We start from the raw sequence: 22,656 nt of genomic DNA, 5'->3' as shown, positions 1-22,656 counted from the left end.
ATAAAAAAACCCGGACGAATTAACGTCCGGGTATAAAAAAGTTTCTATTCCTATCTTAATTAGATATGCAGCGGTCTGTTCTCTGTTGCTGCAAGGGCAGCTTCTTTAACTGCTTCAGCATAAGTTGGGTGAGCATGGCTCATTCTTGAAATATCTTCGGCAGATGCTCTGAATTCCATCGCAGTCACCGCTTCAGCAATAAGATCTGCTGTTCTGGCTCCAATCATATGAACTCCAAGAACCTCATCGGTCTTTTCATCTGCAAGAATTTTGATCAATCCGTCAATGTCACCACTAGCTCTGGAACGGCCAAGTGCACGCATTGGGAATTTACCTTCCTTATATTTTACTCCTTCTTCCTTCAATTGCTCTTCAGTTTTCCCAACCGAAGCAACTTCGGGCCATGTATAAACCACATTAGGAATAAGATTATAATCGATATGAGGTTTTTGACCTGCGATCAATTCTGCCACCATGGTTCCTTCTTCTTCAGCTTTATGAGCAAGCATAGCTCCACGAACCACATCCCCGATCGCATAGATATTCTCTACGTTCGTTTGAAGATGGTCGTTCACTTTTACTCTTCCTTTATCATCAAGCTCGACTCCGGCAGCATCTGCATTCAATCCATCAGTGTAAGGACGACGACCTACTGAAACCAGGCAGTAATCACCTTTTAGTTCGATTTCTTTATCCTTCTTATCATCAGCTTTGATGATGATCTCATCTCCTTTTCTCTCAACTGACTTTACCTTAGTACTGGTATGGAATTTAACTCCCTGTTTTTTCAAAACTTTCTGAAGTTCTTTAGAAAGTGCGCTATCCATAGTTGGGATAATCCTGTCAAGGAATTCCACCACAGTAACTTCAGCACCAAGGCGACGATATACCTGACCAAGTTCAAGGCCAATAACTCCACCACCAATTACGATCATGTGTTTTGGAACTTCCTTCAGCGTTAAAGCCTCTGTAGAAGTGATCACTCGCTCCTTATCAAGTTCAATGAACGGAAGATTTGCAGGCTTGGAACCGGTTGCGATAATTGTTTTTTTCGCTTCGATCGTTTTTGTCTCACCATCTTTTTCAATATTGATGTGAGTCTTATCCTTGAAAGAACCGACACCTTCAATTACATCGATCTTGTTCTTATCCATAAGGAACTTCACCCCGTCGCAAGTCTGACTTACCACAGAAGATTTACGTTCCATCATTTTTTCAAGATTCAGTTTTACTTCACCAGGAATTTCAATTCCGTGCTCTTCAAAATGCGTGATCGCATCATGAAAATGATGAGAAGAATCTAAAAGTGCCTTACTTGGGATACATCCCACATTAAGACAGGTTCCACCAAGAGTGGAATATTTCTCTATGATTGCAGTTTTCAAACCTAGTTGGGCGCAACGAATGGCGGCTACATATCCACCGGGTCCTGATCCTATAACTGCAACATCATATGTACTCATAATTGTCTGTTTTACTGATTTTTTACAAATTGACGGTAAAAATACGACTATTCTCTACAATGACCAATATTAAGTTCTGAGTTCCCTTGGAGGTATTATTTCTGAAATAATAATTTAGTTTAACACTAAACTTCCAGCTTTTAAGCTTTGACATAAACTACCTTTCTATTCACAAATTCCATCATTCCATCTTTTGCCAGTTCACGTCCGTAACCAGATCGTTTTGTACCTCCAAATGGTAATCTGGGATCAGACTTCACCAATTCATTTACAAAAAAGGCTCCGTCAGAAACCCGGGAAGCATATTCCACAGCTTTTGCAGTGTCTTTTGTAAAAACACTAACCCCAAGTCCAAATTTTGACTTTTCAGATAATTCGAAAGCTTCGTCTACATCTTTAGCTTTAATTATCGCAGCTAAAGGCCCGAAGGTTTCTTCTTCAAAAGCGGTGATTCCAGGTTTTACATTTCCCAGGATCGTAGGTTCATGAAAACACTTATCCTGTTTTCCTCCCACAAGCAACTTTGCTCCTTGCGAAACAGACTCTTTTACCTGACGGTTAAGTTGATCTGCCAGATCCTTTCTTGCAAGAGGACCAACCTGGGTAGCGCCATCTTTTGTATCTCCTGTTTTCAGTTTCTTTACGGCATCGGTAAATTTAGATACGAACTCATCATATATAGATTCAACCATAATAAAACGTTTTGCCGCAATACAACTTTGTCCGCAATTAAGCATCCGTGCAGAAACCGCAGTCTTTACCGCAAGATCTATATCAGCATCTTCCAATACAATAAAGGAGTTGTTGCCTCCCAGTTCCAGCAAACTTTTTTTAATATATTTCCCGGCTATTTGAGCAACAGCAGATCCCGCCATCTCACTTCCCGTAAGCGTAACTGCCTTTACAGCATCATGTGCTATGATCTTTTCCGTTTGATCGTGGTGAACTATCAAATTCTGAAATACGCCTTCAGGAAATCCCGCTCTCGTAAAAACTTCTTCAATTTTCACCGCACAACCAAAAACGTTTGGTGCATGTTTCAATAATCCAGTATTCCCGGCGGTTAAAGTTGGTGCTGCAAACCTGAATACCTGCCAGAAGGGAAAATTCCATGGCATAATAGCAAAGATAGCCCCTATGGGATCATGTCTTACAAAACTCTGAGTAGCATCGGTTTTTATGATTTCGGGAGAAAGAAAAGTTTCTGCATTTTCTGCATAGTAATCGCAAACCCAGGCACATTTATTCACTTCAGCCCGTGATTCTGAAATTGGTTTTCCCATTTCAGAAGTGATTATTTGAGCATATTCCTCAAGATTATCACGAAGTACCTGTCCTGCTTTTTTGATCAAACCTGTACGATAAGATATAGGTTTATTATGCCAGGTTTTAAAGGCTTCAGATGTTCTGTTCAATGCTTCATCCAGCTCATCACTCGTAAGTGCAATATATTTACCTACCTGATCTCCATTATATGGGTTAACACTATTAAATTCCATTTGTTTATGTGGTATTTGAAGGCTTGCTATTGAACCTTATCTGAATTGAAAAATACTTCGCTCTATTTATCTTCTACATCGAATCCCCAAAACCTGGATTTGATCAATAAAGTATTACTGCAGTAAAAAATATATGCAGTTTAAATAAAATCTATGAGATCATTGAAACTCTAATTATACCATCTGCGGCCATAGTCTGTTCCAACCCTGGACCAGAAATCGGCCAGAACCTCCCAGGATACCTCTCCGCGATGAATTAATTCTCCCTGAAGATTTTTCAGCTCCTCTTTATCTAAATCTGGATTCGCCGTTGCCATAGCATTCGCAATTGCAGCAGTGACCGTTTCCTGCCAATTCACCTCATCCTGATTATTCAATAATGAGTCTGGAATGTACATAGGATTATCGGCTGAAACTTTCTCAGGTCTTATAGAAGGCTGATCAAATTCGATCAATTTGTACTGCTCCTGAAAATCCTGAAACGACTGACTGATCTTTATACCTGGCCAGCGCATTTCTACAACTCCTTCAAGAGGGCGGTAAACTGAAGTGAATAAGGTTCCGAAGCCTTCTTTGAATTGAGTGTTATACAAAGGCTTTTTAAGAAAGGCATCTGCAATTTTAGTTGCATTTATCCCTTTTTTCGCCAGGATCTTTTCTAAAAAAGCAGATCGTTCCAACGTTTTATTGAAAGCCGCATTCTCTGGCCAGTCCACAGCGCCCTGGTGATTAGTGGTAAAGGCGGCGTTAGTAACCACCGCATCTTTGTCTGGTGCAAGACGAACGGTCTTAAAAGCTCCCGTTTTATCTACGATGGTAACATTATAAGACATATGCGAAGGAATACGGATCAAGGCTGCAACCGCCTCCTCTACATTACTAGAAAATTCAAGCACATACCTCAAGATAAATGGAATTCCAAAACCTACCCCAACTTCTTTTCGACCTCCGAAAGTTAGTGAAATGGCGAGGCCATCTTCATTCATACCATCCACTACCCCAATAAGGCAGTCACTGGTCGCGATTACTTTTTTACCATTCCAGGCACTCAACAATTGTGTGCCTTCCATAAGATCTGGATGATAATCATAATTCCGCACCAGTTGTATCTCTTCACCGGAAAGTACTGCATTGGAGCAGGCACTTATATAAGCCGGTGGCTGAAAACCGGTTAAAAAGCGTGCCGCTACATCGTCTGCTTTTGCCAGTTTGCAAAGACGTTTATAGGTTGGCCACATTTCTGGCATATATTTTTTAAGTGCCGCCTGAGATGTTTTTAGATCTGGCTCGTAAGCTTTTCCTTTGGAAAGTAGCCAGGTCTTATAGGCTGACCAGTGTGTATTAAATAATTTTTGCCACTTCCTCCCCGGTAAACCGTCTTCAGAAACTGCATTGAAATGTAGTTGCATAAATTTTTATTATTAAACTGTGTAAGCCCGTTTTTACTCTTGTTTTTATCTAAAAACAAGTGGAGCAAAGTAATTCCTTTTATTTATGTTAGCTGTTAAATAAAAATCTTATTTAGTTAATGTTCCAGACAGGTTTGGTTTCTTTTTATCCTCTACCATTTCAGATGTATACTGTGAACGGATCGCTTTGATCCAGTGTTTAGCCCTGTTGTTAAGTTTAAAATCATCTGTCATCATACGCCCTCTGGTTACCAGAATTCCCATATCTGCACCTTCATACAGGTAATCTCCTTTTTTGGAAATCCTTAAAAAGAAGGCTTCATTTTCATTTTCTACGGCTCTACGGTGCGTATCCATTCTGTCATATTGGATATGACCGGTATCATACATTCTCCAGATTCCTGATCTTGGTGCTCCGGTCACATATTCTACAGTATCTTCAGTATGCTTAATAATCAACTGGCTCCAGCCATCAAGGTTTTCCTGATTGGACCAACGTTTGTTGATCGCAGCTATGTCCAGATCATATTCAATATCCATCCATTCCAGGATATGAAAAACGAATAGTGGCGCATCTGCAAGTGCAAATACCGCGTGGTTGGTAATGGAACTCGCTCCGGTCACCCTTGGGTTAAGTTCACCCAGGTAAATTTCACCGTTATCCTGATCTATTAGAAAATCAAGTTCAAAATATCCTTTGTAACCTTCCTTTCGTAACTGATCTCCAAATAACTGGGTATTCTCGATTGCTTTCTGTCTTAGTTCAGGAGTGAAAGCGTTTGGATAGATCTCATTACCACACCAACCACCTTCATAAGGGGTTAGTTCTTCAAAGCCCACCAATTCGGTCATTAATGGGGCTACGATAGTCCCATGACGAGTTACACAAGCTTCAATTGCAGAACCTCTACAACGAATGCGCTTCATGATCTTTACCTCATCTTCGGCCTCGATCTCCTCGGCATATTTTTGATATTCTTCCTCGTTGGAAATAAAGAAAGTAGTATGTCCAGAATCCCCAAAAGGAGTTTGTATGACCAGTTTATCACCTAATTCTTTGGAAACTTCCTGAAGATGTTCAAAATCATTCACTTTTGAAAGCACATAAGGAACGCAAGAAACTCCTGCCCTTTCGGCAATTCTATTGGTATTCACCTTGTTATCAAGGAAGGTTCTCATCTCGGCACTAGGGAACATGATATCCAAACCAAGTTTATCAGCAAGTCGCTCTGTTTCTTCATTGAACATAAGAAACATTGCTTTTCCAGGTCTTCCATCTACAGATCTTGTTTTGAGGTAATCCTGCACTTCAGGATGCTGAAGCAAATAGTTGTTGATATCTTCTATTCCTTCAAAATCGTCATGCGGAATTTCCTGTTTTGGAGAAAATACATTTGGATGCAAACCGTCAAAACATTCGATATATGTGATGAATTTGAAACCTTTGATCCATTCATCAGCTCCTAACAGATTGAAATTGGTGGCGCTGATAAAATACAGAGGTTCCTCGTTTTTATGAAAAGACCTTCTGATATCTGAAACTCCATTTAATTCAGATTTCTTCGAAACAGCTTTTTTTACAGCTGTTTTATTTCCTTTTGCCTTGGAAGCTGCGGGTTTTGCCTTGGCTGTATATTTTTTCGCAGCAGGTTGTGGTTTGGCTTTAGGAGCTTGCTTTTTAGAATTATCAGACTTTCCACGAATAGGAATTTTGGTCCTGTCTGAACCTGTTTTAATTGCAGGTTTGGTCTTTTTATCTTTAGTTGTTTTTGGTTTCTTATTATCCATAATGCTTTTTTATTTAATTAATTTCTTCTTTTTATTATTTCCCATCGCTCCCATGGAGGTCACCGTTTTTTGCCGGTTCAATACATTTTCCTTAAAAATTCTCAATCCCAGATCGGCACGATAACCGTGAATTTCTGAAACATCTAATGCCGTTAGAAACCTAATGATCTCTTTACTTACTACCTGGCCAGGAACAAGCACTGGAAATCCGGGTGGATAAGGAATAATAAAGGATGATGCTACTAAGGTTCTGTCATTTTCCATAGCTGGCAAACATTCTTCTAATGGCATATACTCATAATTTTCCTCATTGTAGGCCAGAAAAAAGGCCTCCCTGATATTTCCTCCAGGTACTCCCGGCACTGCCTGAAAGGAATTATGGAAATAACTAAAATCAGGTAATGGGGGGAAATCTTTGGTTAAAGAATAGATCTTCTCCTCACGAATTTTACTTTCTTTCGAACTTAGGGAAAGCAACTCCTTATCCAGTTCATCTGCGATCTTGAGCAGCGCATTGGTAAGGTAAGTAACACTTCCACGGGTGGTACCTATATTGGTCATAAACAGCACCGTATTCCTTGAGGTTTTATTGATCTGGATATTAAACTTATCCATCAAATATTTGTTCTTGAAGGTATCACCGTCAACCCCGGTACGTCCAATATGAAGCGTGATCTTAGTAGGATCCAGTACAAATTCATCCTTCTCCCAGGCAGTTTCCATTCTGTTCCAGCCCTCCTTCGAGGTATAGTATTCAGAAAGTCCTGATTTTCGGAGTTCCGCAGGAATAAAATCACTCACGGTTAACACATCAAAATATTTATTAAGCCTTGGATGGTCATTTATTTTTGCACGAAGCACCATGGCCATTTCTATACTTTTTTCCACAAGCTCATAGCCTTCAAACTGTACCTGTCTTCTGCCAACATCTAATGAAGCTAACATTTGATAATTAGGTGAGGTGGAAGTATGCGTCATATAAGCCTCCATAAAAGTGTTTTCACTCTTTCTCCTGAAATCTTCGTCCCAGATATGTATCATGGAACCCTGGCGGAAGCTACTAAGAGTCTTGTGTGTACTCTGGGTTGAATAAACCCTGATCCTTACTTTATCAGGTTCTGGCAGCCTTGGGATCTCATCTTTCTTAAGGTTCTTAATATGTTCTTCATACTCTTCCCTGTAAGCACTGCTATTGTATTTTTCATGTAGCTTTTTGGCAACGAACATTCCTGTTCGTTGCTTATAATTGTAGGTGAAGCCTGCAAAAGCGAACCATGCCTCATCCCATAAAAAGACCATATCTGGCTTAATCGCCAGAATTTCCTGCATCACTTTTTCTACGTTGTAAACAAGACCATCAAAGGTACAGTTGGTAAGCAATAACATTTTTACCAGGTCCAGTCTTCCTTCCTTTTTCAAACGAAGGAGTTTTTCTTTTATCTGTTCCAATGGCACCGCTCCATACATTGAATATTCTTCTATAGGATAGGAATCCAGATAAACAGGATATGCTCCGGAAAGGACCAGTCCATAGTGATGTGATTTATGGCAGTCCCTGTCGATCAGGATGACATCCCCAGGCTTTACCAGGGCCTGAACTACAATCTTGTTTGCTGTTGAAGTTCCATTGGTCACAAAAAAGGTATTCAACGAGCCATAGGCATCGCTGGCCATTTTCTGTGCTTTCTTTAAAGAGCCGGTTGGCTGTAGCAAGGAATCAAGGCCTCCCGTTGTGGAAGAAGTTTCGGCCAGGAACATATTTCTTCCATAGAAATTACCGAAATCATTGATCCATCTTGACTTAAAAACCGAATTACCTCTTGAGATAGGCATCGCATGAAATATACCGGTTGGTTTTTTACTGTACTCCTTTAATGCTGAAAAGAATGGGGTTTCATAACGCTCACTAATTCCGCGTAATATGGTAAGATGTAATTCCTGAAGATCTTCAGTCCTGTAAAAGATCCTCCTGAAAGTTTTTAAGGTAGTATCCTTAAGTTTTCCAAGCGCAGTATCTGTTACATAATAAGTATCGAGTTCTGGTCTGAATTTTTTCACAAGATCTCCCAGAACCGGTCCCAGTTCAGAGGAAGGTTTTGAAGCAAGATCCAGGTTTAAAACTTTTTGAATAAAAGGCTTTAAGGTTGGAGTTAACTTTTTGGAATGATAAGGCGGCGCATAGCGCACTACCACGGCCTGAATATTATAATTAAAGTGTAAAGCGATCAATGCATCTTCAAAAGAACGTTGCACCACAATCCCGTAATTGAACTGTTCGTTAGAACCTCTAAGATCTTTAAGGTCATTTCTAAGTTTACATTCCTCCTGAAGCGAAATATCCTCTACAAATAAAACTTCGAAATAGTTTTTTTTAACAGCATCGGGATGCTCTCCTCTATCAGAGATCTCTACACCCTGGTCTTCATCTTCCATCAAATCTGGATTGCTCCTGTACCTGTCGCTTACCAGATGTTTGGTAATTTCAGCTATTTTATTGGTAAGGGCAGTATGTTCCTGCCTTTCCAGCATTTCATTCAGTGCTCGCAAACGTAAGATGCCCGGAAATGCAAAATAGCTCTCAATGATCTCCATTTCGTTTAATAAACGACGAAGATTGTTCTGCAGCTTTTTTTCGTCTGAAGAGCCGCGGTTACATTTTTCCAGTTTTATGGATTCATTCTTTAAATTGTTCCAGGACTCCAGCCGAAGTTGGGCTACATTATAATGATATGAACTATCCGGTTTATTTTCTTCCATAAATTTTATTTGTTTGAATGTAGAGCCAGTTTGTTTCCTTCAGAATCAATGAAAATGGCGAAATGACCAGACTCTTTATTAATGAGGGTTTTCGTCATTACGATCCTTCCTCCAGCAGGTTCCACTCTTTCAAGGATAGTATTTAGATCTTTCCCTGCATTTAGATATAACAATGGCCCTGTGTCACTTGGCGTAGAGCCCGGACCTTTTACGATGGCACCTCCTATTCCGTTATCAACTGGAAAAAAAGCCATGGCATAATTATCATCAAAGTTCTTTTCCATCTCAATTCCGAAGATCTCATTGTAGAAATCAACCGATTGCTGAAAATTGATAGCCGGGATCTCAAACCAGCTTATAATGCCTTTATTGGTTTCTTTCTTTTTTCTCTTTGATGTTGTTCCGCCCATGGTTTTCTATATTATAGTTCGTTAAAGCCCTTATAACCCGTAGGATTCACAGGAGGTTCATATTCATTTTCCTGCATTTTTAATTTCGACAGTGTATCGAGTTTGGTTGGTTTTATAAGTGGCCCAAGTGAATTGAGGTAAGGTAATTGCGCACCATGCTGATAGATGCCAAACTGACCTATATGATCCCTGAAACTTTTTAGGGGCTGCCCCAGTCTAAGTATTCCAAGCTCCCTGCTTCTTCTTACTCTGTCTATATTCAATTCCAGTGGAAAGATCTCTTCATTTCCTTCTGCCTGGTAAATCACCCGGCCATCTGGCCCGCAAACTATAGATCTACCACTTCCACCCGATTCCAATCCGTTTACGTCAAAAAAGTAGCATTGATTAACCGCTGCCATGGCCCTGACTATAGATAATTCAATTTCTCTGTCTATGGTCCCCGTCATGGTTGGATGCAGAATTACCTCTGCTCCCATAACTGTTAGGGTACGCACGGTTTCAGGAAACCACATATCGTAGCAGATAGACAAACCAAATTTTGCAACTCCTGGCACGTCAAATACACAAAATTCTGATCCCGGAGTCACCCCTACTTCATAGGGATAAAAAGGAAACATTTTTCTGTAGCGCGTTACCACTTCCCCATCGGGATTTATTACCGTGGCTGTGTTGTAGATCTTACCTTCAGATTTTTCAAAAATAGAACCCGGAAGCAGCCAGACATTATGCTTTTTGGCCATTTTGCACATCTCTTGTTCAAATTCTCCAGGTATTTCCTGCGCGGTATGGGTTAGTGGACCATACCCGCATAGCTCACTAAATACCACCATATCTACCCATGGATAAAGGCTCATGGTAATATCAAGTTTCAGCTTCATCATCTCCACATTGGGAGCGACCGCTGAAACTTTCATTTGTATTCCTGCAATTGCGAATGGATTCATTACTTATAATTATTATTTTAAATGGTTAATGGGTTTAAACTGAATGAGCTTTCTGTACACAGAATTTTTCGTCAATCTTTTTCAGAACTGACTCATTCCAGTGTAACTATCCTATATTTTTTCTGATCTGATCTTCCAGAATATCGAGACCTTGATGCAGGTGCTCGTCTGAAATTACAAGGGGAGAAAGTATCCTAATTACATTTTTAAAGGTTCCGGCACTTAATAACACTAAACCTTCGGCGGCACAACCTTTCACTATTTTATCGCAAAGTTCGCCGTTAGGTTTTCCAGGGTCGTTATCCTTCACGAATTCAATTCCTATCATTGCTCCAACGCCTCTCACATCACCTATATCTGAGAACTCCTTCTGAAGTTTCTTCATTCTATCAGTGACTATTTTTCCAATTTGAATCGCTTTTTCGTTAAGATTCAGATCTTTCATATACTGAATCGTGGCAAGGGCTGCTGCGCAACAAACGGGACTTCCAATATAGGTTCCGCCAATAGTACCCGGGCCAGCCGCATCCATAATTTCTGCCTTACCAAGAACTGCTGCTATGGGTAAACCAGAACCAAGAGACTTAGCGTAGGTACTTATATCTGGCTGTACATTATAATGTTGCCAGCTGGCCCAATGCCCGGTTCGGCAAAAACCACTCTGGATCTCATCCATAATCAACAGCACGCCATGTTCATCACAAAAAGAACGCAAACCTTCCAGGTATTTCTGAGGTACAGGATTAAAACCTCCCTCTCCCTGAATAGGCTCAATGATAATTGCAGCCACACTATTTATGTCTACCATACTGTGTGCACTTTCCCTGAGTCGGTTTAGCTCTGTTTCCACAAAATCATCCATATCCTGTGTTCCACTGTATTTATAAAAATTAGGAAAAGGGATACGGTAAACTTCAGGCGCAAAAGGTCCCGAGGAAAATTTGTAATTCACTTTACTGGTAAGACTCATTGCCATTAAGGTTCGGCCATGATAAGCTTCTGTATAACACAGAACGGCCGGTCTTTTAGTCGCCTGCCTGGCAATCTTAATCGCATTTTCTACCGCTTCAGCCCCTGTACTGATAAGCATAGCTTTAGTTTTCTCACCATGCGGCAGTATCTCTGCCAGCTCCTCACAAAGTTTAATATAGGGTTCATAGGTCACCACGTTAAAACTGGTGTGCAAGTATTTCCCTGCCTGTTCACGAATGGCCTCAACCACCGGCTCAGGACAATGACCTGCATTTACTACTCCAATACCTCCGGCGAAATCTATAAGTTCCCGGCCATCTAAATCTGTGATTATTGCTCCTTTTGCTTCTTTTACTGTGGCTGTATTAAAAACTCCAACTCCGTTGGCTACTATATTCTTTCTTCTTTCCAGTAGTTCTTCTGACTGGCTTTTCTGTTCGATCATACGAAAAACAAATTATTAATGCTTTAAATGTTATTTTATGGAATTGGAAGGGAGGGGCGTCGCATACCATGAAATTATGCGTCCTTTAAAGGTAATTGTCATTACTTTCTTAATATACAGCTTTTTATCGTCTTATCCGTTGAATTTCCTATTAATCCCGGAATAAATAGTTTTACAGAGGTATGAGTCTGATTAAAAAGGAGAATATTTTTAATTTTTAAGATACTCTGATAACCGGTATAGGATCAATGGAAAGAGAATCAAATGCTATCTCTTAATCCAGAAATTAGATAAAAATTACGGTTAGGACTATATAGAAATTAAGTGAAGGTTTTGACCTGAGAAATTAGAAATGAAAATAGTTAGGTGATTTTCTTTACTTAATACAGAAATCTCCTAAACTCTTCTATGATTTTTAGTATTCTGAAATTTTGAAATAGTTTTCCAGCTTAATTCCTACAAACTAATCACTGTACTTTGCTTCACTTTATTGATGGTAAAAATACTTTTTGTACTTCCAATATGATCCAGACTGGTGAGCTTGGTAACCATAAATTCTCGGTAAGCATCCATGTCCTTAACTAGAACTTTAAGAATATAATCGTAATCGCCGCTTACGTGAAGGCATTCTATGACCTCAGGCAAGCTGGTAATTTCCTTTTCGAATTTAGTAAGGAAGTCCTTTTTATGCTGAATGAGTTTGATCTGGCATAGCACCATAAAACCTTTTTCCACTTTCTCGGGATCCAGTAATGCAACATATTTTGAAATTACCCCTTCCCTTTCCAATTTTCTGATTCTTTCATAAACAGCAGTTACTGAAAGGCTAAGATCATTGGCGATCTCCTTATTGGTTTTCTTGCTATCCTGTTGAAGATGCCGCAAGATCCTTTTATCTAACTCATCAATTTTCATATTCTTAAAAATATTCAGAATACCGATTAATTTTCATTTAAAAATAGATTTTAAAACTGAAATACAGGTCATATGCAGATTTATTTTCTAAATATGATGATAATCATTGTTTTTAGTACTCATTCTAATGAGTTTTGATAGTATAAAAATTACTCGTCATGAAATATAAACCGGCAGACCGCATTCAGGATCTACAATACTTTGGAGAATTTGGAGGAGTGAATCCTTCAATTTCCGATTCATCAACTTATACCTTCCTTTCAGCTAAAACCATGTTCGATACATTTGAAGGCAATGCTGAAGGTTGTTATTTATATTCAAGACACTCCTCCCCTTCCAATCTTTACCTGGGCGAAGCTCTTGCAGCGATGGAAGGAACTGAAGCTGCAAATGTCACAGCTTCCGGAATGGGCGCTATCACTGCAGTTTTAATGCAGCTATGCAATGCCGGAGATCATATTGTTTGTAGCAGAACCGTTTATGGGGGCACCTATGCTTTTCTTAAGAATTTCGCCCCTAAGTTCGGCATAGAAACAACTTTTGTAGACATCACCGAACCGCTTTTGGTTAATGATGCGGTACAAAAAAATACAAAACTCGTGTATTGTGAATCTGTAAGTAATCCTTTGTTAGAGATAGCAGATCTGGAAGCTTTATCAAACATCACTAAAGTGCACAAGCTTAAACTGGTGGTAGACAACACCTTTTCACCACTTTCCATAAGCCCGGCAAAATTAGGAGCAGATGTGGTAATTCATAGTCTTACCAAATTCATAAATGGCAGTAGCGATACGGTTGGAGGGGTTATTTGCGGAACAAAGGACTTCATAAATGACCTGCGTAACGTGAATGATGGCGCGGCAATGCTACTGGGCCCAACTATGGATAGCCTGAGAGCTGCTTCTATTCTAAAAAACCTTAGAACGCTGCATATCCGAATGAAACAGCATAGCCATAATGCGATGTTTCTGGCCAATAAATTCCAGGAAGACGGATTTGCAACAGTATACCCTGGTCTGGAATCTCACCCGGGACACGACACTTTTAAGAAAATGATGAATGAAAGCTATGGTTTTGGTGGAATGCTTACCATAGATGTTGGTTCATTAGATAAAGCCAATGAACTTATGGAATTGATGCAGGAAAAAAATCTAGGCTATTTGGCTGTAAGTCTAGGATTCTATAAAACCCTTTTCAGTGCTCCCGGAACTTCTACTTCTTCAGAAATTCCAATTGAAGAGCAAAAGCAAATGGGATTAAGTGATGGTTTGATCCGTTTTTCTATTGGTTTGGATAACGATATTGCAAGAACTTATGAAATGATGAAAGAATGTATGATTAAAGTTGGGGTCTTAGATACTGAAATGGTCTAAAATTTTGCAGGATTAAGCCGAAAGTCGTAAAATTACGATCAGAAAAAATGATCTATATTAACGACCGGTTTTAAAATTTTAAGCCTCACGATATATCTGATGATATTCAGGTATATCGTGAGGCTTTATTTTTGCCACATATAAACCACAGGAACTGAATGGAAAACTCTACCGAGAAGCCAGAAAATGAAGCAATAATTGAGAATAAAGAGTTGAATATCTGGGAAGCATTAATTCCAGTATTCGCACTTATTGCCATGCTCGCCTTTAACGTTTTTGTTTTTGGAGATGATGCCCTAAGTGGTTCCAATCAATTCATCCTGCTTCTTGGAGGTGGTGTTGCTGCTATCGTAGGATATTTCAACAAAGTTGAATTCGACTATATGATAGATGAGGTCGCTAAGAACATTCAGAGTACTGCCGGTGCTATTCTAATTTTATTAATGGTGGGAGCACTTGCCGGTACCTGGCTTATTAGTGGTATTATCCCAACTATGATCTATTATGGATTACAAATATTAAATCCAACGATCTTTCTCGCGGCCTGTGTTATCATTTGCTCTGTGATCTCATTGGCCACCGGAAGTAGCTGGACAACTTCAGCTACCGTTGGTATTGCACTTATCGGGATCGCCGATGCCTTAGGGATCTCCTTAGGTATGACAGCTGGAGCTATTCTTTCCGGAGCTTATTTTGGAGATAAAATGTCGCCGTTAAGTGATACAACTAATCTTGCTCCTGCAATGGCTGGAACAGACCTGTTCACTCACATTAGATATATGGCCCTAACCACGGTACCAACTATAACTATTACACTAATTGCCTTTATCATAATAGGTTTGAACCTTGATACAAGCGGTTCTACAGATACTACTTCTATATTGAACTCTATTGATGCAGCTTTCAATATTAGTCCATGGTTATTCCTGGTTCCCATTATAGTGATCGTACTTATAGTAAGGAAAACATCGCCACTTATTGCCCTTTTGATCGGAACTTTATTAGGTGCCGTAGCCGCTCTTATCGCCCAACCTGATGTGGTACTGGCAATTAGTGGAATGGAAAACCTGAATTTTATAAGTGGTTATAAAGGGATTATGAATGCCATAACTGTTGATACAGCGGTAGAAACAGATTCTGAGGCACTGAACGATCTTTTCGCATCCAGTGGAATGGCTGGAATGCTGGGCACGATATGGCTTATCATATGTGCAATGGTATTTGGAGGGATCATGGAGGCGATTGGCGCACTTGCCAAAATCAGCAAAGCATTACTTAATATGTTCCACACCACCTTCGGTTTATTTGCCAGTACGGTATTTAGCTGTTTAGCATTGAATGTAACTGCATCAGACCAGTATTTGGCAATTGTAGTACCCGGTAAAATGTTTGCCAAGGCATATAGAGATAAAGGCCTGGCACCAGAAAACCTTAGCCGTAGTCTTGAAGATTCAGGAACGGTAACTTCAGTGTTGGTTCCATGGAATACATGTGGCGCCTATCATAGCGGAGTTTTAGGAGTTCCGGTACTGTCCTATGCCGGTTATGCTTTTTTTAATTACCTGAGTCCGTTTATGACATTATTATTCGCGGCGATAGGAATAAAAATTAAAATGCTCTCCGAAAAATAATTCTTGTAATATCCGCTATTCTAAGGTTAATTTCCTGACAATTTGATAATTATAGAGGAAGGCTATTGCGATTATACAAACCCATAGACAAACCCTATCAAACAATAAAATTTAAAAATTTTTCAGACTTTTTATAACGCTCTTAGTTCCTAAATTTGCGTCGTAGAAAAAGAAGAAAGTTTAATTTAAAAACAATAAAATTATATGGCTTTAGTAGGAAAAAAATTTCCAAATCTTAGCGTAGATGCTATGAACGAAATGGGAGATACTTTCAAATTAAATGTTTTGGAAGAAGCTCAGAAGAACAATAAAAAAGTATTGCTTTTCTGGTACCCAAAAGATTTCACCTTTGTTTGCCCTACAGAACTACATGCTTTTCAAAATGCTATGGAAGAATTTGAAAAGAGAAATGTTATGGTGATTGGAGCATCTTGCGATACTCCAGAGGTACATTTCGCCTGGTTAAATACTCCGAAAGATAACGGTGGTATTGAAGGTGTTAAATACCCGATCCTTGCAGATTCTAACCGCAACCTAAGTTCTAGACTTGATATCCTTGATATCATGAGCGAAACCTACGATGAAGAAACAGGAGCGGTAACTCTGGAAGGTGATAACGTAACTTATAGAGCTACTTACCTTATCGATGAAGAAGGAACTGTATTCCATGAAGGTATTAACCATATGCCACTTGGAAGAAATGTAAATGAATTCTTGAGATTGATCGATGCTTACACGCACGTACAGGAAAAAGGAGAAGTTTGTCCTGCAAACTGGGAAGAAGGTAAAGAAGCAATGAACGCAGACCGCGAAGGAGTAGCTTCTTACCTTAGCTTGAACTAAGAAAAAGAAGAAGCTTAAATTAAGAATCTAAAAAAATTGCTATGATTAAGGAATTAGATCAGGATAACTTAAGCGAGTTAATTAGCAGCAATGACACTGTGGTGGTCCAGTATATGGCCGGATGGTGTGGTAACTGCCGATTAATGAAGCCTAAATTCAAGAAGTTGGCTTCAGAAAATGAAGATGCACAATTCGTATTTGTTGATGCCGAAAAGTTTCCGGAATCAAGAAAACTTGCGAAAGTTGACAATCTTCCAACCTTCGCTACCTTCAAGAATGGAAGTTTTAAAAATCAGGTTCAAACAAATAAGTTTGACCAGTTAAAGAACTTAGTCGATGAAGTTACCAGTAATTAGACATCTGCAGAAGAACAATGAGGTTGAAAAGCTAGAGAACACGATTGAAGTTCTTGAAAATTTCACCGAGCATCGTTCGGTTTCTGAAGAGGAAATGGATGTTATAGGTGAGTTACTTACCAATCTTTGCGGAGCTGTAGAAGTTCATAAAATGATAGAAGATGGTGTTCCTGAGAGGGATGCTGCAAATAACTTTGTGAAGAAAGTCCTTGGTTCTATAGACAAGTAGATTTTCTCACAAATCAATTCACAAGGGCTGTTTTCATTGGGAAACAGCCCTTGTTGTTTTATGATAATTTTAGTAATTCCCGAAAGACAATCTTATAAATTTATAATCATAATAAAAAAATAGCATGGCAAAGATTAAACTTGGAGAAGAACTTGTAACGACCTATGGCAACCTACCGGCGTTAGATGAAAAAGCACCTCACTTTGAACTGGTTAAAGCAGATTTAACTATAGGCACCCTTGAAGATTTTAAGGGTAAAAGGGTAATCATGAACATTTTTCCAAGTATAGACACTAATGTTTGCGCGACCTCTGTTCGTAATTTCAACCAGAAAGCTTCAGAATTGAAAAATACTGTAGTTTTATGTATCTCCCGGGATCTTCCTTTCGCTCAGCAGAGATTTGTAAGCGATGAAGGACTGGATAAGGTGGTTAACCTTTCAGATTTTCGGGATAGAAATTTTGGTAAGGACTACGGAGTTGAAATGATAGATGGTGCATTCGAAGGGCTACTTTCCAGGGCAGTTCTCGTTCTGGATGAAAATGGCCACGTGATCCATTCACAGCAAGTACCAAAAATCGAAGACGAACCAGATTATCTTGCCGCCCTGAAAACATTATTATAATGAAGAACAGTTTCCTCGGTAAAAGGATCAGAGGAGGAGGATACGCAATTAAAGGTGCCTGGCTCTTGCTTAAGCATGAACCAAGTATCCAGGTTCAATTTGTAATTTCTATTCTGGTATGTATAGCTGGACTCTATTTTGATATCACCAGGAATGAATGGATTTTTCAGTTCATTGCTATAGGTATGGTGATGTCCGCTGAAGGTCTTAATACAGCACTGGAAGCGATGGCAGATTTTGTACACCCAGATTTTCATAATAAGATTGGTCATATTAAGGATGTCGCCGCAGGGGCTGTTTTCATCGCCGCTCTTATAGCTGTGATCATCGCCTGTTTTATTTATTTCCCCTATATTTTTTAGGATCGGTTTATAATAAAATCTTTATTTAAAAGTTTCAGAGGGTACTGTCTAACCCGGAAAATACATAACTTTTAAAATTGAGGATTTTTTTCTTTAATTTGGCAAAGGCTAATTTGTATTTTTGCCGAAACCGTTCAACCTACATATGGCTAAAAAGAAAGCTAAGACCAAGAAAACCGCCAACAAAACCCGTAATTTTTCACTTAAGCTGAACAGACAGCAAAAAGTGGTTTTAGGTAGTTTCCTCATGCTTTTTGGCCTGGCACTCATCGTCGCATTTATTTCGTTTCTTTTTAACTGGCAGGCAGATCAAAGTGTTCTGAACGAATTTGCCAACCGCGAGATCGAGGCTAAGAACTGGCTTAGTAAGTTTGGCGCTACCATAAGTGATTTTTTTATATATAAGGGATTTGGACTCGCCTCGTTCTCTATCGCTTTTTTGATCCTGTTGAGCGGTATCTATCTTTTCTTCGGATTTAATAGTGCAAATCTTAGAAAGTTCTGGTTCTGGGGTGTTTTGGTCATGATCTGGGTTTCTGTGTTTTTCGGCTTTTTTGCTGAAAAGAATGCACTGCTAGGCGGACGAATAGGATTTGAAACTAATGATTTTATCCAGGATTATCTTGGCTTTTTCGGTACTGCACTCCTAATGTTATTTCTATTTATAGCTTACCTGGCGATACGCCTGAAAGTTACACCAGAAATGGTGGGAGGATATTTTAAGTCTGGTAAGAAGGAATTACAGGATGCTATGCAGGAACATAAATCCACAATTTCTGAAACAGATGAGGAAAAAGACTGGAAAGAAACTGTGGTAAAACCTAAACCGGAAGAAGAGAAAGCGCCTAGTCTGGATCTTCCTGAAGAAAAACCTGAGCCAAAGAAAACACCTGAACCTTCACCTAAGATGGAAGTAAGTACACCTCCCGAGGATGAAGTCGCCATGGAAGTGGAAGCTGCGCCTGAAGAGGAAGAAGAAGATAATCTAAGTAATAAACTGGTAAAGGATTTTGGAGAATTTGACCCAACACTGGAACTGAAGAATTACAAATTTCCCACTATAGAACTTCTTAAAGATTACGGAGGTTCTATTACTATAGACCAGCAGGAACTGGAAGAAAACAAGAACCGTATCGTTGATACTCTTAAGAATTATAAAATTGAGATCGCGCAGATCAAAGCGACGGTAGGACCTACGGTTACCTTATATGAAATTGTTCCAGAAGCCGGGATAAGGATATCCAAGATCAAAAACCTGGAAGACGATATCGCGCTTTCCCTATCGGCATTGGGCATTAGGATCATCGCCCCAATTCCGGGTAGAGGAACTATTGGTATCGAGGTTCCAAATAAAAATGCCAGTATTGTTTCCATGCGTTCTGTAATTGCTTCGGCTAAATTCCAGAATGCCGAAATGGAATTACCACTGGCCCTCGGAAAAACGATTTCTAACGAGACTTTCGTTGTTGACCTTGCTAAAATGCCGCACATGTTAATGGCAGGTGCTACAGGACAGGGTAAATCTGTAGGATTAAATGCGATCCTTACTTCCCTGCTCTACTCCAAACATCCGGCAGAAGTTAAATTTGTACTGGTAGACCCGAAAAAGGTTGAACTTACTTTATTCAATAAGATCGAACGCCATTACCTGGCGAAACTTCCCGATACAGAAGATGCGATCATAACCGATAATAATAAAGTGATCAACACGTTGAACTCGCTTTGTATTGAGATGGATGATCGTTATGAGTTGCTGAAAAATGCTATGTGCCGTAACATCAAGGAATATAATACCAAGTTCAAGGCAAGAAAACTTAATCCAAATGACGGACATAAGTTTCTGCCCTATATCGTTCTGGTAGTAGATGAGTTTGCAGACCTTATCATGACTGCAGGGAAAGAAGTTGAAACTCCTATAGCGCGCCTGGCCCAGCTGGCACGTGCGATTGGAATTCACCTCATCATTGCCACACAAAGACCTTCGGTAAACGTGATTACCGGTATCATTAAAGCAAACTTCCCGGCCAGGGTAGCATTCAGGGTAACTTCCAAGATCGATTCCAGAACTATTCTGGATAATCAGGGAGCAGATCAATTAATAGGTCGCGGGGATATGCTGTTTACCCAGGGTAATGAGCTTAAAAGATTGCAGTGTGCTTTTGTAGATACACCAGAAGTTGATAAAATAACAGAATTCATTGGTTCGCAGAAAGCTTATCCTGATGCTCACCAGCTACCAGCCTATGAAAGTGAGGAAAGTGGCACAGGAGTTGATATAGATGTGAGCGAGCGGGACAAGCTATTCCGCGAAGCTGCAGAAGTGATCGTTACAGCCCAGCAAGGCTCGGCTTCATTGCTTCAGAGAAAATTAAAATTAGGTTACAACCGTGCAGGAAGAATTATTGATCAACTGGAAGCCGCTGGCATCGTTGGTCCATTTGAAGGAAGCAAGGCAAGACAGGTTTTAATTACAGATCTCGCAGCATTAGATCAGCTATTAAATGAACCAGACAATTAAAAAATCAAAATGAAAAAATTAGTATTTATCCTGGCAGCAATTCTCACTTTTAATGCTCAGGCACAGAATTCTCCGAAAGCAGAAAAATTACTTAACGAAGTGTCTTCTAAAGTGAAGAACTATGACAATATGGTCATCGAATTTAAGTATGCTCTGGAGAACAAAGCAGAGAATGTAAGCCAGGAAACAAGAGGCGATGTAAGTATTAAAGGCGAAAAATATGTTTTGAACCTTATGGGAACTACCCAGATGTTCGACGGAAAAAAGATCTATACAATAATTCCTGAAGATGAAGAGATCAATATTTCAAATTATGTAGAAGAAGATAGTAACAGCATTACACCTTCAAAAATGTTCAGCTTTTATGAAGATGGATATAATTATAAAATGGATATCACTCAGAATGTAAAAGGCCGCGAGATCCAGTACGTAAAGCTTACTCCAAAAGACAGCAATGCAGAGATCAAGAATATCCTACTGGGAATAGATAGCCAGACGAAGCATATTTATAATTTGATCCAGACGCAGGAAAATGGTACAAAAGTTACCATTACGGTAAAAAGCTTCAAGACAGATCAGCCACTGGCGCAAAATCTGTTTACCTTTAACGAATCACGATACAGTGATTATTACATCAACAGATTAGACTAAATTGAAAATACTCGACCGGTACATACTAACCAGTTTTCTAAAAACTTTTTTTTCGGTCTTTATAATCCTCATGTTCATCTTTGTTCTCCAGACGATCTGGTTATACATAGGTGAACTTGCTGGTAAAGACCTGGATGCAGAAGTAATAATGAAATTTCTCCTGTATTTCTCCCCTAAACTGGTGCCATTAGTATTGCCGCTCACCATCCTGTTAACCTCCATAATGACCTTTGGCGCATTTGCCGAAAATTATGAGTTTGCAGCGATGAAATCTTCCGGGATATCCCTTGGGCGTGCCATGCGGAGTTTAACGGTTTTTATAGTGTTTATTAGCCTGGTGGCCTTCTTTTTCGCAAATAATGTGATACCAGCGGCTGAATTCAAATCTATAAACCTTCGGAAGAATATCGCCCAGCTTAAACCCGCCATGGCGATTTCAGAAGGTATTTTTAATGATATTGGAACTTTCAATATCAAGGTGGATGAGAAAAGCGGTGAGAATGACCAATACCTAACCGATGTTATCATACATCAAAAAAAGGCTACCGGTGGTAATAACACGGTGATCAAGGCTAAAGAAGGAGAACTGGTAGGTAGTACAGATTCAGATGTCCTTTCCCTTATTCTTAAGGAAGGTAATTACTATGATGAAGTTGAGCAAAGCGACTTTAAAAAGAGAAAGCGCAAACCATTTGCTAAAAGCTATTTCGACAGGTATGTGATCAATATCGACCTTTCCGACTTCAACAATGTAGACCTGGAAGATGAGACCTATAATTCTGCCCACGGAATGCTTAAGATCTCCGAACTCGATGAAAGTATAGATTCCTTTTCGGTTTCCTATAATGACAGGATGGCTGAGTTTAGAAGTTCCATGTACACCAGAAGTGGTGTGAAGAATCTTAACATGAATTACAAGCCAAAGGACACAGTCTTTAATAAAGAAGAAGGACTACTAAACTACTTTGATACGTATGATGGTGCCCAGATCGCTAATTTAGCCCTAGGATCTGTAAATTCTTCCCTGGCTCACCTTGGAATGAAAAAACAGGAATTCAAAGTAAGCATTAAGCAAATTAACAAATTTGAGATCGCCCTCCACGAAAAATATGCCCTTGCAATCGCCTGTATCGTTCTCTTCTTTGTAGGAGCACCTTTGGGAGCTATTATTAGAAAAGGTGGGATGGGCCTACCTATAGTCGTGGCGATTTTGATATTCTTAACCTATCATTTTATAGGTATTTTCGCCAAGAACTCTGCGGAGAATGGCACTATTGCCCCATTTATAGCGACCTGGTTGTCTACATGGATCATGTTGCCTCTGGGTATTTATTTAACCTATAGAGCTACCACAGATCAGGGCTTATTTGTTTTTGACAATTTTATCTCTCCTATCAAGAAACTCTTCAAAAAAGCTGGGCTTTTCAAGGACAAAAGTAAAACAGAATAAATATCTTTGCAGC

At 39.5% G+C, this 22,656-nt stretch carries 19 protein-coding genes; 10 read left to right on the top strand and 9 right to left on the bottom strand.

What is annotated here, in order from left to right; genetic code table 11:
• Positions 1-59: 59 nt before the first annotated feature.
• From lpdA to G3I01_RS10370, 9 genes are all read right to left on the bottom strand, one after another.
• Positions 60-1,463 carry a dihydrolipoyl dehydrogenase gene (lpdA, locus tag G3I01_RS10410; protein WP_219547584.1) on the bottom strand — a complete coding sequence of 468 codons (1,404 nt, stop codon included), beginning with the start codon at positions 1,461-1,463 and terminating at the stop codon, positions 60-62.
• A gap of 140 nt (positions 1,464-1,603) precedes the next feature.
• Positions 1,604-2,962 carry an NAD-dependent succinate-semialdehyde dehydrogenase gene (locus tag G3I01_RS10405; protein WP_219547582.1) on the bottom strand — a complete coding sequence of 453 codons (1,359 nt, stop codon included), beginning with the start codon at positions 2,960-2,962 and terminating at the stop codon, positions 1,604-1,606.
• Positions 2,963-3,132: 170 nt separating this feature from the next.
• Entirely contained in the window at positions 3,133-4,371 is a 1,239-nt protein-coding gene (locus G3I01_RS10400) for a C45 family peptidase (RefSeq protein ID WP_219547580.1), read from the bottom strand.
• Between the two features lie 108 nt (positions 4,372-4,479).
• Complete coding sequence (locus G3I01_RS10395) at positions 4,480-6,159, bottom strand: biotin carboxylase (RefSeq protein ID WP_219547578.1); 1,680 nt, start codon at positions 6,157-6,159, stop codon at positions 4,480-4,482.
• 9 nt (positions 6,160-6,168) lie between these two features.
• Positions 6,169-8,916, bottom strand: coding sequence for an aminotransferase class I/II-fold pyridoxal phosphate-dependent enzyme (locus G3I01_RS10390; protein ID WP_219547576.1), 2,748 nt, complete (start codon positions 8,914-8,916; stop codon positions 6,169-6,171).
• Positions 8,917-8,921: 5 nt separating this feature from the next.
• A complete protein-coding gene (locus G3I01_RS10385) occupies positions 8,922-9,326 on the bottom strand; it encodes a VOC family protein (RefSeq protein ID WP_219547574.1) in 405 nt (134 codons plus the stop codon).
• Positions 9,327-9,337: 11 nt separating this feature from the next.
• Positions 9,338-10,273 carry a carbon-nitrogen hydrolase family protein gene (locus G3I01_RS10380; RefSeq protein ID WP_219547573.1) on the bottom strand — a complete coding sequence of 312 codons (936 nt, stop codon included), beginning with the start codon at positions 10,271-10,273 and terminating at the stop codon, positions 9,338-9,340.
• Between the two features lie 106 nt (positions 10,274-10,379).
• Positions 10,380-11,690: an aspartate aminotransferase family protein gene (locus G3I01_RS10375; RefSeq protein WP_219547572.1), complete on the bottom strand. Its 1,311-nt coding sequence runs from the start codon at positions 11,688-11,690 to the stop codon at positions 10,380-10,382.
• A 456-nt stretch (positions 11,691-12,146) separates the two neighbouring features.
• Positions 12,147-12,605 carry an Lrp/AsnC family transcriptional regulator gene (locus G3I01_RS10370; RefSeq protein ID WP_219547571.1) on the bottom strand — a complete coding sequence of 153 codons (459 nt, stop codon included), beginning with the start codon at positions 12,603-12,605 and terminating at the stop codon, positions 12,147-12,149.
• Between the two features lie 158 nt (positions 12,606-12,763).
• On the opposite strand from G3I01_RS10370, the gene G3I01_RS10365 reads away from it, so the two are divergent.
• From G3I01_RS10365 to G3I01_RS10320, 10 genes are all read left to right on the top strand, one after another.
• The gene (locus G3I01_RS10365) at positions 12,764-13,978 is read left to right on the top strand and encodes an aminotransferase class I/II-fold pyridoxal phosphate-dependent enzyme (RefSeq protein WP_219547570.1); all 1,215 of its coding nucleotides are present in this window, start codon (positions 12,764-12,766) and stop codon (positions 13,976-13,978) included.
• 158 nt (positions 13,979-14,136) lie between these two features.
• Positions 14,137-15,609, top strand: a complete 1,473-nt coding sequence (gene nhaC / locus G3I01_RS10360; RefSeq protein ID WP_219547569.1) for a Na+/H+ antiporter NhaC — start codon at positions 14,137-14,139, stop codon at positions 15,607-15,609.
• Between the two features lie 204 nt (positions 15,610-15,813).
• Positions 15,814-16,452: a peroxiredoxin gene (locus G3I01_RS10355; protein ID WP_219547568.1), complete on the top strand. Its 639-nt coding sequence runs from the start codon at positions 15,814-15,816 to the stop codon at positions 16,450-16,452.
• 41 nt (positions 16,453-16,493) lie between these two features.
• A complete protein-coding gene (locus tag G3I01_RS10350) occupies positions 16,494-16,808 on the top strand; it encodes a thioredoxin family protein (protein WP_219547566.1) in 315 nt (104 codons plus the stop codon).
• Positions 16,789-17,037 (top strand): hypothetical protein, encoded by a 249-nt coding sequence (locus tag G3I01_RS10345; RefSeq protein ID WP_108172754.1) that lies wholly within the window; start codon positions 16,789-16,791, stop codon positions 17,035-17,037. The genes G3I01_RS10350 and G3I01_RS10345 overlap by 20 nt, the downstream gene beginning before the upstream one ends.
• 124 nt (positions 17,038-17,161) lie before the next feature.
• Positions 17,162-17,662 carry a thiol peroxidase gene (tpx, locus tag G3I01_RS10340; protein WP_219547564.1) on the top strand — a complete coding sequence of 167 codons (501 nt, stop codon included), beginning with the start codon at positions 17,162-17,164 and terminating at the stop codon, positions 17,660-17,662.
• The gene (locus G3I01_RS10335) at positions 17,662-18,024 is read left to right on the top strand and encodes a diacylglycerol kinase family protein (RefSeq protein ID WP_219547562.1); all 363 of its coding nucleotides are present in this window, start codon (positions 17,662-17,664) and stop codon (positions 18,022-18,024) included. Before tpx ends, G3I01_RS10335 begins: the two co-directional genes overlap by 1 nt.
• Positions 18,025-18,169: 145 nt before the next feature.
• Entirely contained in the window at positions 18,170-20,542 is a 2,373-nt protein-coding gene (locus tag G3I01_RS10330; RefSeq protein ID WP_219547560.1) for a DNA translocase FtsK, read from the top strand.
• A 9-nt stretch (positions 20,543-20,551) separates the two neighbouring features.
• The gene (locus G3I01_RS10325) at positions 20,552-21,193 is read left to right on the top strand and encodes an outer membrane lipoprotein carrier protein LolA (protein WP_219547558.1); all 642 of its coding nucleotides are present in this window, start codon (positions 20,552-20,554) and stop codon (positions 21,191-21,193) included.
• A gap of 1 nt (position 21,194) precedes the next feature.
• Entirely contained in the window at positions 21,195-22,643 is a 1,449-nt protein-coding gene (locus G3I01_RS10320; protein WP_219547556.1) for an LptF/LptG family permease, read from the top strand.
• Positions 22,644-22,656 lie beyond the last annotated feature (13 nt).

The organism is Gramella sp. MT6, assembly GCF_019357415.1.
Classification (GTDB): Bacteria; Bacteroidota; Bacteroidia; order Flavobacteriales; family Flavobacteriaceae; genus Christiangramia.
Note: the sequence above shows the minus strand (reverse complement) of the source record. Positions and strands in the feature narration are given on the sequence as shown.

Excerpts from the sequence above, each read along its gene's own strand:
- lpdA (WP_219547584.1), bottom strand. The coding sequence starts at position 1,463 with ATGAGTACATATGATGTTGCAGTTATAGGATCAGGACCCGGTGGATAT.
- G3I01_RS10405 (WP_219547582.1), bottom strand. The coding sequence starts at position 2,962 with ATGGAATTTAATAGTGTTAACCCATATAATGGAGATCAGGTAGGTAAA.
- G3I01_RS10400 (WP_219547580.1), bottom strand. The coding sequence starts at position 4,371 with ATGCAACTACATTTCAATGCAGTTTCTGAAGACGGTTTACCGGGGAGG.
- G3I01_RS10395 (WP_219547578.1), bottom strand. The coding sequence starts at position 6,159 with ATGGATAATAAGAAACCAAAAACAACTAAAGATAAAAAGACCAAACCT.
- G3I01_RS10390 (WP_219547576.1), bottom strand. The coding sequence starts at position 8,916 with ATGGAAGAAAATAAACCGGATAGTTCATATCATTATAATGTAGCCCAA.
- G3I01_RS10385 (WP_219547574.1), bottom strand. The coding sequence starts at position 9,326 with ATGGGCGGAACAACATCAAAGAGAAAAAAGAAAGAAACCAATAAAGGC.
- G3I01_RS10380 (WP_219547573.1), bottom strand. The coding sequence starts at position 10,273 with ATGAATCCATTCGCAATTGCAGGAATACAAATGAAAGTTTCAGCGGTC.
- G3I01_RS10375 (WP_219547572.1), bottom strand. The coding sequence starts at position 11,690 with ATGATCGAACAGAAAAGCCAGTCAGAAGAACTACTGGAAAGAAGAAAG.
- G3I01_RS10370 (WP_219547571.1), bottom strand. The coding sequence starts at position 12,605 with ATGAAAATTGATGAGTTAGATAAAAGGATCTTGCGGCATCTTCAACAG.
- G3I01_RS10365 (WP_219547570.1), top strand. The coding sequence starts at position 12,764 with ATGAAATATAAACCGGCAGACCGCATTCAGGATCTACAATACTTTGGA.
- nhaC (WP_219547569.1), top strand. The coding sequence starts at position 14,137 with ATGGAAAACTCTACCGAGAAGCCAGAAAATGAAGCAATAATTGAGAAT.
- G3I01_RS10355 (WP_219547568.1), top strand. The coding sequence starts at position 15,814 with ATGGCTTTAGTAGGAAAAAAATTTCCAAATCTTAGCGTAGATGCTATG.
- G3I01_RS10350 (WP_219547566.1), top strand. The coding sequence starts at position 16,494 with ATGATTAAGGAATTAGATCAGGATAACTTAAGCGAGTTAATTAGCAGC.
- G3I01_RS10345 (WP_108172754.1), top strand. The coding sequence starts at position 16,789 with ATGAAGTTACCAGTAATTAGACATCTGCAGAAGAACAATGAGGTTGAA.
- tpx (WP_219547564.1), top strand. The coding sequence starts at position 17,162 with ATGGCAAAGATTAAACTTGGAGAAGAACTTGTAACGACCTATGGCAAC.
- G3I01_RS10335 (WP_219547562.1), top strand. The coding sequence starts at position 17,662 with ATGAAGAACAGTTTCCTCGGTAAAAGGATCAGAGGAGGAGGATACGCA.
- G3I01_RS10330 (WP_219547560.1), top strand. The coding sequence starts at position 18,170 with ATGGCTAAAAAGAAAGCTAAGACCAAGAAAACCGCCAACAAAACCCGT.
- G3I01_RS10325 (WP_219547558.1), top strand. The coding sequence starts at position 20,552 with ATGAAAAAATTAGTATTTATCCTGGCAGCAATTCTCACTTTTAATGCT.